Origin of the sequence: Aureispira sp. CCB-E, assembly GCF_031326345.1 — a bacterium.
Classification (GTDB): domain Bacteria; phylum Bacteroidota; class Bacteroidia; order Chitinophagales; family Saprospiraceae; genus Aureispira.
In genome coordinates this window covers 3461635-3481631 of sequence record NZ_CP133671.1, presented here as the reverse complement: position 1 = coordinate 3481631, position 19997 = coordinate 3461635, and the positions used below count along the sequence as shown (strand labels likewise).

Below are 19997 nucleotides of genomic sequence, written 5' to 3'. Positions count from 1 at the left end.
CTAGCGAAATGATATTTGTTATTTTTATTAATACTTTATATAAATCAATAGTTCGTTGAAACCACGCAGTAGCAGCGAAGCTAAACTTTATTAGTTTGATAATCAGCAAGTTGTACCCTTGCTGCATTTTATGTTAAAATTTTGATTATCAAACTAATATAAATGTGCTTTTTTATCTTTTTTGGTAAAAAAGTAAAAAATCAACGAACTACTAATAAATAATACTTCGTAATTTTTTTCGTCTTGCATAGAAAACAAAAAAGCTTCGCATCAACTTAATTACCAACAAAATAAACCTCAGTAATCTGAAGTCATAAAACCGATAATTAGGTTAATAAACACAATCTATGGAGTACTGTTTTATAATCAGTAGTAAATCTAAAATAATAGAAACAATCCACTAGGTTTTAGCAAACAATTAGTTTCGAAGTACTCCCTAAAAAATCAGCTCAAATTACACAAATTGGTGGGTTTACCAAAAACTAAAACACTTTTTTAAAGGTACTTTTTTCAGTATACTATATTCTAGCTATTGGGGTGTGATTACAAATAAGCTCAACTCAATTGATACAGAGGTTTTTAAACTCTTCAAGCTCCTTCCTTTGAGTGGCAAAAAAGTAAAACGCCATCCTCAAAAATGGGATGGCGTTTTTCATATTTTTCTTAAAATTGCGCTCCTATTTAAAGTAAGAATCGGCAATGGGCATTCTAGTTACTTTTTTTAAAGTTGTCTTTGCCAAAACATTTCCTTGCTTGTCTTGTATAGTAATATTGAGGGGAAAACCAGCTTTGCCAGATTCTGCCAAAGCACAAAGACCATAGTCTGATTTAAAAAACTGTTTATACTCAGCAAAGTTGACACCTATATCTGTTGTTACTTCAACTCTAGCCGTCATTTCGGCTGTCGTAATTTGCCATTCTTGAATGCGTTTAAAATCACTATTGCTGCTAGAACCTTTTTCCTCTAATTTGGCATCTTCCATCGAAAAGCCAACAGGGGTGGTAATTTTTTCAGAAGGAATTTCAGTTTTTGTGTTCCCACTAATCATTAGCATTGAGTTAGAGCTTTTGAGAGGAACAAAACGCATTTGCACGCCCCTACTTGAGGCAGACGATAGTTCATAAGCAATTTTATCTCCTTTTATATACCATTTTAAATCATATTCTAAGCCATTGGTGGTTACTTGGTGCATTTCGATAACTCCTTCAAAATTTTGAGCAGAGAGTAGATGAATGCTGGTAAAGAAAAGAATTAAGAGTAGAGTTATTTTATTCATATTGTTGTATTATTTGAGTAGAGTTCGTGTACTTCTATGTTATTGGTCAAAGAATTTGCCAAATTTGTGTTTTTGTTGACATTTAACTGGTTTCATCAAATTTAGTTAAAAAATCAAACACTTAAAGTTAGCATTTATTTTTATTTGCTGTTGACTCCCAAATACAAGTCTAATTCCACTGGCAAAAAGAGCACACACTTTTAAGTCGTTTGTTATCTTATTTTTCAGTTTATAAGCATTTTAGTCCTAGAACAAATTGAGTTAATACTAATAAAGAATAACAGCCTTTAAGCAGAGATTGCTTAAAGGCTGTTTTGGGAGATTAATTAACCATTTTTACCAAAGGTGTAATACGATATTATTGGTTATTCGCTTGATAATATCTAAATAACAGGTAAGCGTAAAAAATAGCATTCTAATTCCCTACCACACCTTTTATATTAGTAGTTTGATAATTGGCATCAATAATACCCTGCAAAACATTTCCATCTCTTTTAATCGCATAACCTGCCTGACCACCTAAAGGAAAAACTTGAAGTGGTGGATCAGGGAAATTTTGATTAAACACACTAAAGCCAGCTATGGCAACATCTAGATTAAAGGTCAACGATCCTGCTAGACCATCTAGACCATATCCTCCTCCATTGCCACCAAAAACAGCAGGAGAAATTGTAATGGTAGGATTAACAAAAGGAATTGGTATGCTGATTGAAATTGGTGTTACCAAAACACCTCCATTTCCTGGGGTAGCCAACATTCCTCCAGTAGCAGTATTCCCAGCCTCATAATAACCTAGTCCTGTTCCCAAATCTCCACCTAATCCTAATTGAGCACCGCCACCACCACCAGCACCAATACCGATATTAAAGTTTCCTGTTGGACCACCAATTGGAATTGTAGCCAAAAAGCCTACAGAACCACCGCCGCCACCGCCGCCATAAATGCGACCAGTATTAATCAAATGCGTGTGGGTGGTTAGAACCATTGCATCTGTTCCATTTTCCCCATTACCAATCTGACCTTGCAAACCAGCACCAACACCACCATCACCTCCTCGAGCTAGCAAAAAGCCTTGATTATAAATACCTACTTTGGATTGAGGGTGCAGCCCGCCTGTTGTGTAAACAGGAGCACCAGAGGTATCGTTTGTCATTTCTAAGCCTGGTGGGACTCTCAATACCACACAAATTGGCGTCCCCGTAGGAAGATTGTTAACCGCTTGTAAATCATAATTAACGGTTGGTGCAATCAAATCAATTTCCACACAGGGATCAACCGTTACAACATAAACCTGACTTTTGATGGTTCCATCACACGCCGCTTGAACGACAATTGGATAAGTACCCGCAGGAGCAAAAATATCGGCTGTAACTTTTAACGTAATGGTATCTGTTCCTGTCACTACTGCGCTATCAATAGAAGCCATAATGCCTTGCGGAAGGTTTGCAATAACATACACACCTATTGAGGCAGAACCATTCCTTTGATCTATAAAAAGTAAGGTAGAATCGCTATTGCCTACGATACGATCGATATTTCCATTCTGATTCTCTATAGAAAAATCAAACAGGCACTCATCACAATCCTCTTGCCATACTGGCAACCAACACCGACCAGTATAATACTGCATAGTGCTATCTTCGGTGTTAAAAATTGTTAAACCTGCCTTGGGGCTAAAAATATTGTCTCGTTGGCTGGTTGTCATTCTTGGAGGCAAGAATCCTCGGTCAGTAGATTCTAAATGCAAGATAGCTGAAGTATCTGGCTGAAGAATGTTGATTCCTACCTGCGCTTCTGTGAGTGTTGCACAAGCAAAAAAACAAACCAAGAGAAGAAAAATCCTATTTAATGATTTCATTTAATCTTCTGTATTATTTTTTTATCTAAAATTGTAGTATATACGATCCTAATATATGGTTACAAACATATCAATATTAGCACGTTTAAGCCCAAACATTGGCTTGGTACATTTAGTAAATATATTAACTTTTTTTTAAGAAAAAAACCTAAAATCATTTAAATTCAAAACAATGAAAGATTGGTCTCAGATTTTAACCCACCATGGCGAGGAAAAGGAAAAGTATTACAACGCTATTGTTCCTCCTATTATTCAATCCTCCAACTTTAGTTTTCCAAATGTCAAAGCATTTAGAGAGGGGTTCAAGAACGAACTAGATGGTTCTATTTATACGCGCGGCAATAATCCAACTGTAAATATCCTTCGTCAAAAAATGGCCGCCCTAGAAGGAAGTGAAGATGCTCTGATTTTGGCTAGTGGCTCCGCAGCTATTTCTGCTGCTATAGTAGCCAACCTTTCGGCAGGGGATCACATTATTTGTGTTCAAAAACCTTATAGTTGGACATTTAAGTTGCTGGATAAGTTCTTAAGTCGATTTGGCGTGGAACACAGTTTTGTAGATGCTACTACAATACAAGAAATAGAAGCTGCCATTCGTCCCAATACCAAAGTTTTGATGCTAGAAAGCCCCAACTCCTTAACTTTTGAAATACAAGACCTAAAAGCTTGCGCTCAACTTGCTCAACAACACAACATTACGACCATTATCGACAACAGCTATGCTAGTCCTTATTATCAAAATCCTATTGACTACGGTATAGATATTGTTGTTCATTCAGGAACTAAATATCTGGGTGGTCATAGTGATGTTGTTTTTGGAGTTGTTTGTGCGTCTAAAGCCATGATTCAGAAAATATTCTATTCAGAATATATGACTCTAGGAGCCTGCATTTCTCCCAATGATGCTTGGTTGGTTCTGCGAGGATTGCGCACATTACCCATTCGTTTAGAAAAAATTAGCCAAACAGCTGAGCAAGTGATTGCCTTCTTAAAAAATCATCCTAAAGTCGATTATGTATTGTATCCACTCGATAAGGATTTTCCACAATACAACTTAGCTCAAGCTCAAATGCGTGGAGCAGGAGGTTTGTTTTCTGTTAATTTTAAAGCAAAAACAATAGAACAAATGGAACAATTCTCCGATGCCTTAGCTCCATTTTTTCAGTTCGCTGTCTCTTGGGGAGGACATGAATCTTTGCAAATACCTACCTGCGTCTTTTACAACTTGCACCCAAACGAAGTTCCCCCTCTCCCCTTTACTTTTGTACGATATTATGTTGGTTTAGAGGAGCCAGAATACTTGATTGATAAATTAACGACTGCTTTAAAATTGTTGTAGTCACCTAATTTTAATAGCCTATTCTTCTGTTTTACGCATCGTCCATTTTATTCGTAACAGAAGAACAGGCTTGTTCAAAGTAATAATCCTCAATACTTTATTTGTAAATTTTAATTCAGTTTTGTATTTTGTAGGAGAGCATGCTTAGACTCAATTGGTAATCATAAGTTCCAAGTAACTCTTTTAAATTTGATATTGCATTATCAAAACGCAATCGCTACCTTCTTTTCATCAACAATCAACTTTAATTATTATGTGGAGAGATTTAAAATACTTGCTAGCCTATATTATTCCTGCAATTGTCGCACATGCCTTGTACTACAGAGGTATTTGGTCTTTTAATGGAGTTACAGTTGCTTTCATCGCCATTCCTATTCTGGAAGCGTTTTTCCCTGGCAATACCAATAATTTGGATAAAGAAGAAGAACAAACCCAAGCCAGCAAAGTATTTTTTAATATTCTGCTCTATTTAAATGTTCCCATGCTTATTGGTATTACTTATTGGTATTTCTATACCTTAGCCAATACTGCTTTGCAAACTTATGAAGTCATTGGTTTGACTCTAACTGTAGGAATTTACTTAGGAGGCGTTGGCATCAATGTAGCCCATGAATTAGGACATCGCACAGAAGCCCTGCCTAAGTTTCTATCTAAGATATTACTAATCCCTAATCTGTATATGCATTTTGCCATTGAACACAACCATGGTCATCACGTCAATATCGCTACGCCCAAGGATCCTGCTAGTTCAAGATTCAATGAAACCATCTATGCCTTTTACTTTAGGTCAGTCATTTTTAGCTATATTTCTGCATGGAGTTTAGAAGCGAGGCGTTTGAAACAACAAGAAAAACCTGTTGTCAGTATACACAATCAAATGATTCAATTTCAGTGCATTCAATTGGGTTATTTGGCATTGGTTGTCTTTCTCTTTGGATGGTCTTTGTTGCCTTTTGCTATTCTTACAGCCATACTAGGATTTTTAATGTTAGAAACAGTCAATTATATTGAACATTATGGCTTGCAACGCCGTCAATTAGAGTCAGGGCGATACGAGCCTGTTCAACCTTGGCACTCATGGAATTGCAATCATGATATTGGAAGAATTCTATTGTATGAATTAACAAGACATTCCGACCATCATTATAAATCAACTAGAAAATATCAAGTGTTGCGCCACTTCGAGAAAGCCCCTTTACTACCTTGGGGCTATCCAACTTCTATGTTGATTGCTCTTATTCCTCCTTTATGGTTTTATCTAATGAACCCAAAAGTAGAAGCATTTAACCAACGTTTGGTGGCTTAATATTCTTCCTTATTTTCATTTAGTTTTCCCTAATAGTCATAGGAGCTCCAATTGTGAGGTAATCAGAAACGTGTTTCACTAAGATATCTCGTGTGTAACATTTTAGTTTGAAATAGTCGGAAGTATTTTCAAAATAAATTCGAGCCACATGCATTTGGGAGCCATCAAACAAGCCTTTGATAGTAACTTTTCTCAAAGAGAATAAGTGCTTAGAATCGTATAACTGAATTTCATCTTTAGCAGTTGCCGTAAAGAATTGACAACTACAAATTTTACCTTTTCCATTGTCTAACAAAACTGACTTGGCGCCAACAGGAATTCCAAAAGATTCTTTCATTGCCATTTTGGTTCCTTCAGGCAAGGTCATTAGTTTTGTATCAGCCATAATTTGCGCCTGTAAATTATTGGACATCAAACAGCTTACAGTTATAGCAAGGGACATACATAATTGTAAGAATGTTCTCATAATAGATTTATGTTTATTGGTTCTTTGACAAGTCGTAGAATCAATAGGATGCAGTGTTTTAGTAGTTAACAATGTAGTTTCAACAAACTATTTATCATTAAAAATGAACTACTACCGCACAAGTTATTGTGTGCACTACAATTCTCAAAGAACATATTTATTTAAAAATTCCTAGATTATAATCTTGTATTTATACGACTTGTTATCACAAACAAGTACAATTAAAATAAGGAAACTTAAAATGGGGGAATTTGTCAAACAATGCAAGACAAACTGAAAATCTATCTATAGAGGTACTTTTAAAAGTAGTTTGAAGTTGTTAAAAGTTCATCCATATACATATAAAACAATAATTTCAACAGACTACTACTCATAAAAGTAAACCATTAAATACTAAATTGCCACTTAAGGATAGCATTTAACATAAAAAAAACCTCTAAAGCAATTTATTTTATGCTTTAGGTAAGGTTTGTTTTTCGAGTGAGGTGGGATAAACTATGTTGTTAAGGTTTTGATTACGGCTTCTTTTAAGAATTTAGCTCGACGTTTGAAACCTTCGGGATCGCTCATTAATTTATCAAAATACGTCAAGCCTTCGTTGACAATAATGAGATAATCCGCAACATTTTCAGGCTCTATATCTTTAACAATACCTGCTTCGATCCAAGAAACAGCTTCGGGAATCAACAATTGCTTAAACTTATTGTACATTTCTTGAAAGAGTTCTTTAATACGAATGTTTCGAGAAGACAAATAATAACAAGCATAAAAAACTGTTTGATCAGAAAAATTCAACCAATCTTCGCTGAACATGATATCCAAAGTATTGCTAAATCGCTCTTGGGGATCTTCTGAATTAAACATTTTTTCTTTAAATGTTTCTTCGTAACGTCCTAGCAAAAATTTCACGAATGCCACGACCATTTCATCTTTAGTTTTGAAATAGTGAATCAACAAACTAGGGTTTACATCCATCAAATTGGCAATTTTTGCAATGGATGCATTTTCAAACCCTTCATCTTTTAATATAATGTAGAAATGCTCTAATATTTCTTTCTTGCGTACATCTGCTTTGCTTTTTCTTCCCATTGCCTATTTTCTCTTTCGTTATTAATTTAAAATAATTTGTTCTCTAACAACAGTTCGATAAATGTGATTTTTTATCTTTTTGGTAACTAAGCTTGCGATCTCACGAGCATAGCGAGCTCACGACCGTAGGGAGTAACAAACCGAGCTAAAAAAGTAAACAACTAAGCTTGCCAAGTAGGCTTGTGCTAGTAGCACAAAAGCCCAAGGTCATGAGCGTAGCGAATTACCACGAAGTAGCAGCGTAGCTAACTACTACTCTAAAGATGTTTGTTACTATTAATGATCTTCTTTTTGACTCCCAAAGTTACTCAAAAAGAAGAATACCAATATACTAAAAAGTTAGAGAATCAACTGCTACGACAAACATTCAACAAATATTCAAATAATTTTGTTAATTTTCATCTTTTGGTTCAACAAAATTTACAAAAAAAACTCTTATTAGATTCCCTATCCCTTTGTTGAAGGGCATTTGAAATAAAAACGTATGATAAGAATAATTGTTTAAAAATAGCAGGATTCTATTCTGACTTTTAAGACATGATTAGGGCTAAATGACGAGACTAAATTCTGAATAAGTAAGCGATCAGTTTAAAATTTTCCTTACCTTGTCGTTCCATTAAACGATTTATTCATGCATCAACCATCTACTAAGTGTTGCTTTAATCTTATACGATTTACAAAATAACAGATGAGCTATTAAGATTATCAATCGTTTGTTCAAACCACCTAGTAGCTCATAACTAATGACTAATTTTACATACTACCTAATTCATTTTGGCAACCATTTTGATAGTATATTTTAATATAGGTCAACACAAAACGGTGCAATATTATACCAGATAATAATTAGAATGACAAAAAAACACAGCCTTCTTTGGGAAATTAGCGGTCAAAGTTTAGCCACACCATCTTATCTCTTTGGCACCATGCATGTAAGAGATAACCGTGCTTTTAGAAATATTGATTTTTTGGAACAATGCATTCAAAACTGTGCGGCTTTTGCAGCTGAGTTTGACTTAAAAGATGCCAACCCTCAACAACTCCAAGAGGCTACGACACTTCCTGAAGGTGTATCTTTAGAAGATTATTTAAATCCTAGAATCTATAAAAAACTAGAACGACTATTGCAGAAAGAAACAGGTCATCAATTAGAGCACCTAAAATACAGTTCTCCTATTTTGATTTTTAATTTGATCTCTGAATCTCAATTTCAAAAAGACAATGCGGTTGCATTAGATAGCGCCCTTTACAATATTGCGGAAAAAGCGGATAAAGAATTGATGGGTTTAGAGACATTTCAAGAACAAATGAGTGTGTTTTCTAAAGTTGATATCAAGGAACAATGTCGCTCCCTAAAAAAGATGGCAACGCATTTTGTTTCTTTTAGAAGAGAGATAAAAAAAACATCGGAGTTGTATATACAAGGTGATTTGCAAAAGTTGCTAAAAAAGGCAAAAAAATCAATTGGTGGCATGCGGCAAGTATTGCTTTATGATCGTAACATCCTCATGGCAAATAGATTTGAACAGTTTGCAAAAGAACAAAGTCTTTTTGCCGCCATTGGAGCAGGGCATTTGGGAGGAAAAAAAGGAGTTTTGAGATTATTAAAAAAGAAAGGATATACTGTTAAACCTGTTTATTACTAATTTGCAGTTGAGTAATGACAGCAGTTCTTTGATAACAACTAACCAATAATGCATTGTTTTCTCTACATTTTATACCTTACGTGTTTGACAAGTATTGTACAAGCTCAATCTAACTATCAATTAAGCCAGTTTAGAGTTATTCCTAACACCAATATCCAAGGACAACACGGCACTACTCAAGGGATTGATATTCAATTTAAGTGCACACCCTATGTACTTAGCATCCCTACTCAACAATTTTCTGTAGAGATCAAGAACAATGGGCAAATGATTGCTGCTAAAAGCATTGATTTTTCTTATCAATGCAGCGATAGTTTGGCGTATTGGATTGACAGCTTAGGTATGGATAGTTTCAATTTAGACACCCTGCTTCACATTTATATTCCATACCGTGAAATAGATGTAGAAGAGGGTTTGCATGATGTTAGTTTAACGATTTGGATAAAAGGACAAGGACTCCCCATTTACAACCGTGCATACCGCTTAAAACAAGTCAAAATTTATGATCTATTTCTAGACCTAAAAGCAGCTGTTATTTTTCCAGATACAAATGCCAACCCTATTAGTTTAGGTTACAGTGTACCAGATCCTAAATGGTTGGTAAATATTAGTTCAGACCTTACCTTGCATGGCGTCAAAAACAAAAATTCACTTAAAACTAAATCTCAAACATTCAGCACAGCAATTAGCAATTACGATAGCCTTTCTGTCTGCATTTACAATGCCGATCCAACTGCTTATCAGTATTTAGGATGTTTTCAAATAGAGCATGGCAATTCAGATTTTTACAAGGATTATCAAAATGTCCATACCAACCAAATTAAATCAGCTAATTTCGAAGTAAAAAAAATCGAACGAAAACCTGCTTCTACCAACTTCCACGTAATTGAAAACATGAACTATAAAGGCATCAAGGGCATCCAAGTTGATTTTCAATACAGCCTCCCTTTATCTTACAAACGCAAACACATTCGGATACACATTACGGATAAAAAGCAAGCTCGATTAGAGAATATACTAGAAATAACAGGACAACGAACGGTGCAAGGCAATCGGATTATTGGCAAGTATAGTTATTTCATTGCTTATTATAATTTACAAGGGTCTCAAGCTATTCAATTAAAACTAACAGGCAATGATTTTTTAATTCAACAACATATATCTGATAGTTTAAACATTGCTAAAACGATTGAAGCCCTTCAAGTACAACAAAGTGTTGGTTACCAGCACCAAGGCATTTCAGGCATCTTATATCAAATAGATTTTAATATTCCAGAAATTCCTAGTCAAGCTCAGCTAAAACTGTCTTTCCCGACATTACCTGATAAAACAATTGCGGAATTATTCTACTGGAATGCCATCCATCCTAATAAAGTATACAAAGGAGTTGAACCCAAAATACCTTCTCTTAATCAACAGACTATTTTCATCTTTCTTCCTTATTTTGTCGCCCCATCAACCATACAATTAGCACCTCGCTTAAGTATAGAAGCTATTGATGTTCCTTCCATTAAACTAGCAACATTTGACACTAAAAATTACGCTCGACCTAATAGTTTGAACGATATTAGAATCGAAGCGACTAACCATAAAGAAATTCTATTTACAGGTATTTCTGGACAACTATTTCAGTTTAAAACCAATATTCCTGATTATTACCATAGTAAAGGTATTTTCCAAATTCAAATTCTAGAAAATGGAAAACCAATCCAAGAAGGATTTTTTATCAACGAAAATGCCGAACAAAGCCTTCAATTTCCGATTCACAATCAAAAAGATATTCGAGTTTTTATTCCCTATCGAATCATGCAAGAAGGTGCCCACTACAGCGTTACCCTACAAGCACAAGGAGCTAATTTCACACTATCCGAGTCTAGGACAGAGTCTTACAATTATTCACAAACAAAGGTAGAAACCATTGGATTTTACTTACAAGAACTATATAGTAAAGAATGGCAACAGGTTGTTTACGCTATTCAAGTTAGAAATAACAAAAACCCTAACAGCACATACCCCGACTTAGGTTATGAGGTAATTTTGCAAGATACAGTCGGTTCAAAATACAAGCCTTCTATCCCCAACGCCATCCACTTTTCTGCTGCTTTAAATGACGAAATTATCATTACCATCAAATCTCCTACACAAACCAATCAACAGGCACTGCGTTTTTCAACTTCTATTGCCACCATGCGAGCAGAAAAGAATTTATTACAACTCAAAAATCAGTCTGCCGTAAAAAAAGCTACCTTTAAGATGATTGACCAAAATTAGCTATTGACTTGTTCAATATTTATATATCTTTGTGCTATGAAATCGAACAAAATTACAACAAAACACATTCTTGAGCGGTTGCAAATTGATGCTTTGAACGAAATGCAACAGGCAATGGAACGTACAGCTCAACAGGCTCCGAACATTGTCTTGCTCTCGCCTACTGGATCTGGGAAAACGCTTGCTTTTTTAGTAGCACTCTTACAACAACTTAACGACGCACCTGAGCTTGGGGTTCAAGCTTTAATATTAACGCCTTCAAGAGAGCTTGCGCTTCAAATTACGCAAGTTTTTAAGGACATGCAGACAGGATACAAAGTTAGCTGCTGTTATGGTGGTCACTCTATTCAAACCGAACTAAATAGCCTTCAAGTTCCTCCAACCCTTTTGGTTGGAACACCTGGTCGGATTGCAGATCATTTGCGGCGGGAAAGCTTTTCTACTCAAAATATTGAACATCTTGTTCTAGATGAATTTGATAAATCATTAGAATTAGGCTTTTCCAAGGAAATGTCTTTTATTATCGAACATTTGTCTAATTTGCAACGCCGACATCTGACATCTGCGACTACAGCTGTAGAAGTACCTGAATTTGTTGGTCTAAACGACTATACTACCTTAAATTTTCTTGCTGACAAAAACGCTGAAGCTCTAAGCACCAAAGCTTTGGTAACTACTAGTGCGCATCGAGAAAACGATTTTTTGAAGTTGGTCAACTATGTTGGCTCGGAAGCAACGCTTATCTTTTGCAATCAAAAAACAACCGTTGAACGAGTACATCAGATGCTCTCTAGAGCGGGGATAATTCACGATGTATTTCATGGTAGCTTGGAGCAAAAAGACAGAGAATTAGCCCTAATCAAATTTAGAAATGGAAGTCACAACATCCTTGTTACGACAGATTTAGCAGCAAGGGGCTTAGACATTCCAACCATTCAACACATTATTCATTATCAACTACCGCATACCGAGGCAGAATTCATCCATAGAAATGGTCGAACAGCACGGATGAAAGCAACAGGAACCGCTTATCTTATTTTGGAACAGGACAAGCCATGGAGAACCTATATTGATGAAACAATAGAATATATTGAACTGCCAGAAAAGGTTCTTCCTTTACAGAAACCAACTTGGAAAACACTCTACATTAGTGCTGGGAAAAAAGACAAAATTAATAAGTTCGACATTGTTGGCACTTTATTCAAAAAAGGAGGACTTCAAAAAGAAGACTTAGGATTGGTTGTTGTAAAAGAACACTTAGCTTATGCTGCTGTACACGAAAGTAAGGTTAAACAAGTCATTAAAAACGTTCATAAACAACGCATTAAAAAGAAAAAAGTATTAATAGAATTAGCTCGATAAAATCAAGCTATTTAACAGATTATCAAAAGCATGAAAACACAAACCTTATTCTTTTTTTAATCTTTATCTACTTTTTTTTCTATCTTTAATAATGATTCACCCCCCATTTATTGCTAATGTCCTATTGTCCTCCCCACTGGCAATACTAAATTTTAGATATATGAAATTAAGATGTCTACACTTTTTTTTTGCATTTCTTTTTTTAATTAGTACTAATTTATCTGCCCAAGTAACTCTTACGGTTCGAATCAACAGCGGAAACTCAACCACCACTTGTACCGATGGTTTTTTTGGTGGTGCTCCAGAACCTCATTGGAGAGTAGAGGTAGCAGGACAAGGCTATACAACCTACCCTAGAGCAGGCATTTGTTTTACAAATCCTCCAAATACACAGTACAACGAGACCTTTAATTGCCCTAGCAGTTATCCCAATAGTCTACAAGTTTGCCTTAGAGCATTTGAAGACGATGGTACTGCTTGTGTCGTTAGTCAAAGTTGCTTGGAACAACGTTGCCAAAATTTTGCAACGCCTACTCCTGGCAATTCCATTACTTATAATTTGAATGTAGGCGGTTCTAGTACCGCTAATGTCAACTTCACCATTACTGCAACAGGCTCCTACCCTCCTGGTTCGGGTTATGATCAAGTTTGTAATGCCATCAATTTAGGCACCTTAAATTCTAATAGTTCTGTTGGTAATAGTAACCTCAGTAACTATGGTAATTTTTGTGCAGGCAATGCTGGGGATCCTAACCCTTGGGGAGGTAATAACGATCAAGGAGTTTGGTTTCGTTTTACAACAGGTCCAATGCCCGCAGCTGTTATCGACTTCGATGCGAACAGCGATCCACAAAATCGTGGGGATGGCATAGACTTACAGTTAGCCTTATACGAATCTAGTAACGGAACTTGTAGTGGTACACTTAGCTTAGTAGCCGAAGATTATCAAGGAGCAGGGGTTGTCTGGGATGAAGACATGTCTATCAATTGCTTACAACCTAATACTACATATTTTCTTTTAGTCGATGGGGAAGCTTTTACACTACTTACTAATAATGGAATAGAAGGTTTTTTTGGTCTGCAAATCAATGACAATGGAATTCAACAAGCAGGAGACGAAATCTGTGATGCAGAAAACCTAGGAACTGTTCCTAGTGGTGGCTCTGTTGCCACCCCAAATCTAAGTCGCTCTAATGTCTGTGCTACGAATACCAACGATCCCAATCCAGGGGCATGGGGCTCCGACAAAACAGTTTGGTTTATGTTTCAAGCGCCACCATCTGGTCACGTTTACATCAATGCAGATAGCGACCTTCCATTTCCTATAGGAACCGATGCGGTAGATTTGCAGTTGGCTGTTTATGGTACTAGTAACGGAACCTGTACTGGCACACTCAATCATATTTACAGTGACTATACTCCAGGGTTATTTGGTGAAGAAATGGATGTTCGTTGTTTGACGCCAGGAGAAAACTATTGGGTAATGGTCGATGGCTCGCCCTTGAATGTTGATGGTATTTTTGATTTAACCATTACTGATGGTGGTCAATTCCCTGCCCCCAATGATTTGATTTGTGATGCCATTCCACTAGGACAACCAGCGCCAGGAGGAACCGTTGGTTTAACAGGTCAATATAACTATTGTGCCAATAATTTATTCGAACCCATTCCTGCCAACTGGGGAAATGACCAAGGGATTTGGTATACCTTTATTGCTCCCCCTTCAGGAAAAGTGGAAATTCGATTAAACGACTATGGCTTACTAAGCCCTGATAGAATTGACTTACAAGTTGTCGTTTATGATTTGACAGGTGCTGTTTGTACAGGAACTCCTACTGAAATAAAATCAGAACACGATGGAATTGGTGTAGTATGGGACGAAGACATGTGGGTTGATTGTTTGATTCCTGGGCGTGAATATTGGATAATGGTCGATGGTGAAGGCTCTTTAATTGACCCTGACTTACAAGAAGGTGTTTTTGATATAGAGGTCTATGGAGACCCTCAAGATCCGCCTGCCGCCAACGATGAACCTTGTAATGCGATTGCACTAGGAGACCCAACAGGAGGTTCTGTTGGTACTTCGCCTACTCCTTTGCATGGTTCTCAAAATAACTTCTGTGCGGATGCCGTTGGAGAACCACAGCCGTCTAACTTTACAGCAGATCAAACTGTTTGGTACACCTTTGTCGCACCATCGACAGGAGCTGTTAATTTTGATTTAAATAGCGACCCTGTAATTGGGGGCGTTGATGCCATCAATTTGCAAATTGCTGTTTACCGATCTCCAAGCTGTACTGGACCTTGGATTGAAGAAATAAGTGGCAGCGATTTAACCTACGATGTTGATATGGACTTATGGTGCTTGGTTCCTGGCGATACCTATTATGTCCAAATTGATGGCGAACCGCCTGTTCTTCTAGAAGGTCACGAAGGTTATTTCGACATTACCATTACCGAAATTCCCCCTATTCCTGTTTCTCCTAATGATACGATTTGTGGTGCCATTCCACTAGGTAACCCATGGGCAGGACCTGTCAGTATTGCCAACCAACACAATTTGTGCGCAGACGATTTGGGCGATCCTAATCCAACTGCATTTGGCACCGACAATACCGTTTGGTATACATTTACAACCCCAACTACAGGAGGACCTTTTGCATTAGATATCCAAGCAACCTCAGACTTGCCTTGGCCTTTTGGAACCGATGCGGTAGACCTACAGCTAGCAGTCTTTGAATCATCTAACAATAGTTGTACAGGAACATTGACTGAAATGACTAGCGAATACTCTGTTTTAGACTTGTTCAACGAATTTATGAACGTCCGCTGTTTAGAAGAAAACAAAACGTATTTCTTGATGGTAGATGGTTCTGTTTTAAATGTTCAAGGGTACTTTGATTTAAATTTAACCCCTGCAACTCCAGTCCCAATTCCAACAAACGACTTAATCTGTGATTACATTGACCTAGGAACTGTTCCTGTTGGAGGGGCGATCAATAATGGGGTAGATTATTCCAATTTCTGCTCCGACATCGAAGCGGGTGAACCCAATCCTTTTGCGATTGAACAAACCGTTTGGTTCTCCTTTGTTGCTCCCAATCACGTTGGGCTAAATGCTACTTCTGAAGTGACGGTTAACGTTACAGCAGATCCTGGAGGTTTAGGGGATGTTGTTGATTTGCAATTAGCAGTTTATGAATCTAGCAATACGCTTTGTACAGGTACTATGAATTTACTAGAAGATGGCGATGCCGATCCACTAACAAGTTTTGATGCTAGTGTTAGTGTTACTTGTTTGTATCCAGGGCAGCGTTATTACGTACAAGTAGATGGTTCTCTTTTAAATCAAGAGGGTTATTTTAGAATTGATATTCAAGATGATGGTCAAGGGCTGCGTCCTCCTTATAATATGTTGTGTAATGCTGTTAACTTAGGAACTGTTCCGAATGGAGGCGCTATTAACAATAATGTCAATTATACCAACCTTTGTTCGGATACAGAACCAGGAGAACCAACTCCGTCAGCTTTTGGCATTGAAAAAACGGCTTGGTTTACCTTTGTCGCACCAGCATCTGGTAACATTACGATTAATGGATACAATGACCCTAACAATGTAGGAGATGAAATTGATTTACAATTGGCTCTCTACTATTCTGATGATAATACTTGTACAGGAAATTTCTTAGAAGTAGATAGCGATTATGACATCCTAAATAAAGACGAAGAACTGTCTATAGATTGCTTAGAAGGCGGTCGCATTTATTATCTACAAGTTGATGGTTCTGGTGGTTTGCTTGGCGATGAAGATGGATGGTTTACCTTGCAAATCAATGACGATGGAGGTACAAGCAATGCTCCATACAACAATGGCATTTGCGATGCCTTTAGCTTTGGTACACCAACAGGTACTTTGCAAACTCGCACCAATGAGAGTAATATTTGTGCTAATATAGAAGTAGGTGAGCCAGGAGTTGGCAACTATGCTACACATACGGTTTGGTATCAATTCACAGCCCCACCATCTGGGCGTGTTGAGGTAAATGTTACTTCTACTAATGTAATCTTAGGAATGGATCCAGAAGTGCGCATTTTTGCTTCTTCTAATAATACTTGTACAGGAACCTTATCAGAGGTTGAAAGTTCCAACTGGCCAACGGCATTAGTAACAGAAAATATTGAAGCAACCTGCCTTGTTCCTGGTAATCAATACTTCATTCAAGTCGATGGATCCAACTTGGTTATTGAAGGGAGTTTCAATATCGACATCATAGATATGATGCCAACTTATGGAACAGGAGTTGCAGGCGATCCACAACCTAGCAATGATAGCTGTAACAATGCTATTGCGTTGCCTGTTCAATCTGAGTCGTGTCTAAATGGAGCAGGTACCTTCCAAACCAACAATTATGGTTATCCAACCATTACTTACAATCCTGCTTATGCACAAGGTTGTGGTGGCAACTGTGGGGCAACTTGGTATCAATTTACCATGCCAGCTTCTGGTAATGCTGTTATTGAAGGAAATGATGATGCGATTGGAGGAACTTTTGGCGATTATTCTGAATTGACCGTAGTTGCTTATACAGGAACTTGTGGTAGTCTGACGCCTATTGACTGCGACCAAGGAGGACTGACTAGCGATGTTTCTTTCCAAGTGGCAGCAGCTCCAGGCACAACGGTTTGGTTGCAAGTATTCAATGACGATGGTGACGATAATGGAGAAGATTATCAAATTTGTATTTCTGAAGGCTGTGGTTTTGATAACTGTTTGGATGCTTTATTAGTCCCTATGCTACCTAATGTTCCTTATTGTTGGAATACCTCAGGTGCTGGTGGTGAAAACATTTCTGGTGGTGCTCCTGGCTATGATGAATGTAGTGAAGGGGATAATCCTGAAAATTCTGTTTATTACTACTTTGAATCCGATTGTAATGGTAGCGATGTTACGTTACACATTATGAATGGTCAAATTAATGGTAGTTGTCTTTTGGGAATCAACCCAACAGATGGGTTTAACATTTCACTATTCCAAGATGCAACCCCTTGTGACAACAATCCTTCTGCGTTAGTGGACTGTCAATCGTTTACGGCTTGTGATGTCCAACCCATCAACTGGAACTTTACATACACTGGATTAACTCCAAACACACCTTATGTCATCCAAATTGATGGTGGATTTGGTAATGCAGGTGGTAACAACCAAGGAGAAGTGATGGTTACGACGACTGTCAATCCAATCTTAGATCCAGTCTCTACTCCTCTAACCTGCTCTGGTACAAACGATGGAACAGCATCAGCAGTTGTGACTGGAGGTGGCGTCCCACCATTTACATTCTTGTGGTCTAATGGCGGCACAGATTCTACGATAGTTGGACTAGCATCAGGCACCTATACGGTAACAATCACAGGATCCAATGGCTGTACAGATACGGCAAGCGTCTTTGTTGACGATGGTTTGCTAATGACCGCAGCAACCTTACCTCCAACTAATGTAAGTTGTAATGCAGCTTGTGACGGTCAAGCAACAGTTGTAGGAATTGGAGGTACGGTAACTACAGGATACACTTATTTATGGGATGCTGCTGCTAGCAACCAAACAACAGCTACAGCTACTAATCTCTGTGCAGGGACTTATTCTGTTACCGTTTTTGATAATGCTGGTTGTTCTGATTCTACACAAGTTACAATAACAGAACCAAGTCCATTAGCAATTAGTTTGACAAACATTGTTCAATCTGGCTGCGATTCTCTACTTTGTGTAGGAAGCGCAACAGCCATTACTACAGGTGGCAATGGTCCTTATACTTACCTTTGGTCAAATGGTAATACCAATGCTATCCCCGCTAACTTGTGTCCAGGATTTAATGCTGTTACAGTGACAGATGCACGAGGGTGTACCGATAGTGCTAGCATTGTAATAACGACTCCTATCGTTTCTACTCCACCTATCATCACACCATTGACAGGCAGTTTCTGCCCTAATACAACCGTTAACTTGGTTGCCACGGGTGGGATTGCAGGTACAGGTGCGGTTACCAACTGGTATACGGGACCTAATGGAACAGGTAGTTTTGTTGGCACAGGAAATAGTATTAATATCGTCACGGATACTACTACAACGTACTATGTACGTCGAGAAAGTTTGTGTGGCAATACTGTGGATTCAAGTATTACTATAACTGTCAAACAATATATTTATGCCTTGAATGGTACGAGTACCAATACCTATTGTACGGATAACAATGGGTGGCATCATTTCTTTGTTGGAGACGATATTATTTTCTCTATACAAGGAGATATTACGACAGGAGCAATGCCAGGTTTCCCTCTTGTAACGATATGGGATTCCACTAGTTATTATCAAGAGTCCGAAGGACCTTTTGCCCCTACGTCGTGTGCAACAGGCTGGACACCAGGGGAAGAACGTTTTGAGATGGAGCGTAGCTGGAATGTAGATTTGGGCGGTGGTGCTGTTAATGCCCCTTATAATGTACGTTTTTACTATGAGCCCGCAGAACGAGTAGCCATTGAGACAGCTGCTATTAACTGGATGGCAACCTACCCTGCTTGTGGATATACTTACAAATATCCTTATCCTTTAGGTTCGTACTTTTTCAAAAATGAAGGTGCAAATTACGATGCGCCTGTTTACGACAGTTTACACCTAACAGGACCTTTGGGGACGACTATTAATGGAGTCAATTATGGAGAGCTACAAAATATTAATAGTTTCTCAGGTGGTTCGATTGGTTTGATTTTAATACCTATAGATTTGCTTCCTGTAGATTGGCTTTACTTTGATGGGACAACAAACAACAAAGTTAACTTCTTGACTTGGGGAACCGAAACGGAGGACAACACGGATTACTTTAATATTGAGCGCAGTAAAGATGGGTTTAATTTTGAAAAAATTGGTCAGGTCAAAGCCCAAGGTCAATCAACCAAAACTACGCATTATTCTTTTGATGATATTCATCCATTCAAAGGTCCCAACTACTACCGTTTAGAACTAGTCGATTTAGACGGAACATCTACCTATTCTAATGTTGTATTGCTAAGCATCGAAACAGGCAATCTGGTTTATAACTTCTATCCTAACCCTACTGATGGAGTTCTGTACTATCAATACGAAGCAGAAAACGCAGAAATGTTAGAAATAAAGGTTATGGATGTTTTGGGTAAATTAATTGAGGTAAAAGAACATCAAGCTGTTTTGGGAACGAATAACATTCCTACTGACTTGAATGAATATCCACCAGGAACTTACATGGTCAGAGTTTACCACAAAAAGACAGGTTATGTTCACATAGCTAAAGTGATTAAAAATAAATTCTAGTTTAAAATAAAAGCCGTTACTTAAATAAAAATTGGGTAACGGCT

At 37.5% G+C, this 19997-nt stretch carries 10 protein-coding genes; 6 read left to right on the top strand and 4 right to left on the bottom strand.

Going from position 1 to position 19997, the window contains the following annotated elements; all coding sequences use genetic code 11:
- Positions 1-677 precede the first annotated feature (677 nt).
- A complete protein-coding gene (locus QP953_RS13440; protein WP_309555421.1) occupies positions 678-1277 on the bottom strand; it encodes a DUF4412 domain-containing protein in 600 nt (199 codons plus the stop codon).
- A gap of 415 nt (positions 1278-1692) precedes the next feature.
- Complete coding sequence (locus QP953_RS13435; protein ID WP_309555420.1) at positions 1693-3135, bottom strand: hypothetical protein; 1443 nt, start codon at positions 3133-3135, stop codon at positions 1693-1695.
- 172 nt (positions 3136-3307) lie between these two features.
- Between QP953_RS13435 and QP953_RS13430 the strand changes: the two genes are divergently transcribed.
- A complete protein-coding gene (locus QP953_RS13430) occupies positions 3308-4474 on the top strand; it encodes a PLP-dependent aspartate aminotransferase family protein (RefSeq protein WP_052598333.1) in 1167 nt (388 codons plus the stop codon).
- Between the two features lie 253 nt (positions 4475-4727).
- Entirely contained in the window at positions 4728-5780 is a 1053-nt protein-coding gene (locus QP953_RS13425) for an alkane 1-monooxygenase (protein ID WP_309555419.1), read from the top strand.
- 19 nt (positions 5781-5799) lie between these two features.
- Here QP953_RS13425 and QP953_RS13420 read toward each other — a convergent pair whose 3' ends face one another.
- Entirely contained in the window at positions 5800-6246 is a 447-nt protein-coding gene (locus tag QP953_RS13420; RefSeq protein ID WP_309555417.1) for a hypothetical protein, read from the bottom strand.
- A gap of 495 nt (positions 6247-6741) precedes the next feature.
- A complete protein-coding gene (locus QP953_RS13415; RefSeq protein ID WP_309555415.1) occupies positions 6742-7335 on the bottom strand; it encodes a TetR/AcrR family transcriptional regulator in 594 nt (197 codons plus the stop codon).
- Between the two features lie 851 nt (positions 7336-8186).
- Here QP953_RS13415 and QP953_RS13410 point away from each other — a divergent pair.
- The 4 genes from QP953_RS13410 to QP953_RS13395 all read left to right on the top strand — a co-directional run bounded on the left by QP953_RS13410 (position 8187) and on the right by QP953_RS13395 (position 19953).
- Positions 8187-8981: a TraB/GumN family protein gene (locus QP953_RS13410; protein ID WP_309555414.1), complete on the top strand. Its 795-nt coding sequence runs from the start codon at positions 8187-8189 to the stop codon at positions 8979-8981.
- Between the two features lie 84 nt (positions 8982-9065).
- A complete protein-coding gene (locus tag QP953_RS13405) occupies positions 9066-11252 on the top strand; it encodes a hypothetical protein (RefSeq protein WP_309555412.1) in 2187 nt (728 codons plus the stop codon).
- 36 nt (positions 11253-11288) lie between these two features.
- Positions 11289-12614: a DEAD/DEAH box helicase gene (locus QP953_RS13400; protein ID WP_052598325.1), complete on the top strand. Its 1326-nt coding sequence runs from the start codon at positions 11289-11291 to the stop codon at positions 12612-12614.
- A 160-nt stretch (positions 12615-12774) separates the two neighbouring features.
- Positions 12775-19953 carry a T9SS type A sorting domain-containing protein gene (locus QP953_RS13395; RefSeq protein ID WP_309555411.1) on the top strand — a complete coding sequence of 2393 codons (7179 nt, stop codon included), beginning with the start codon at positions 12775-12777 and terminating at the stop codon, positions 19951-19953.
- The last annotated feature ends 44 nt before the right edge of the window (positions 19954-19997 follow it).

Excerpts from the sequence above, each read along its gene's own strand:
- QP953_RS13415 (WP_309555415.1), bottom strand. The coding sequence starts at position 7,335 with ATGGGAAGAAAAAGCAAAGCAGATGTACGCAAGAAAGAAATATTAGAG.
- QP953_RS13440 (WP_309555421.1), bottom strand. The coding sequence starts at position 1,277 with ATGAATAAAATAACTCTACTCTTAATTCTTTTCTTTACCAGCATTCAT.
- QP953_RS13410 (WP_309555414.1), top strand. The coding sequence starts at position 8,187 with ATGACAAAAAAACACAGCCTTCTTTGGGAAATTAGCGGTCAAAGTTTA.
- QP953_RS13430 (WP_052598333.1), top strand. The coding sequence starts at position 3,308 with ATGAAAGATTGGTCTCAGATTTTAACCCACCATGGCGAGGAAAAGGAA.
- QP953_RS13395 (WP_309555411.1), top strand. The coding sequence starts at position 12,775 with ATGAAATTAAGATGTCTACACTTTTTTTTTGCATTTCTTTTTTTAATT.
- QP953_RS13435 (WP_309555420.1), bottom strand. The coding sequence starts at position 3,135 with ATGAAATCATTAAATAGGATTTTTCTTCTCTTGGTTTGTTTTTTTGCT.
- QP953_RS13420 (WP_309555417.1), bottom strand. The coding sequence starts at position 6,246 with ATGAGAACATTCTTACAATTATGTATGTCCCTTGCTATAACTGTAAGC.
- QP953_RS13425 (WP_309555419.1), top strand. The coding sequence starts at position 4,728 with ATGTGGAGAGATTTAAAATACTTGCTAGCCTATATTATTCCTGCAATT.
- QP953_RS13400 (WP_052598325.1), top strand. The coding sequence starts at position 11,289 with ATGAAATCGAACAAAATTACAACAAAACACATTCTTGAGCGGTTGCAA.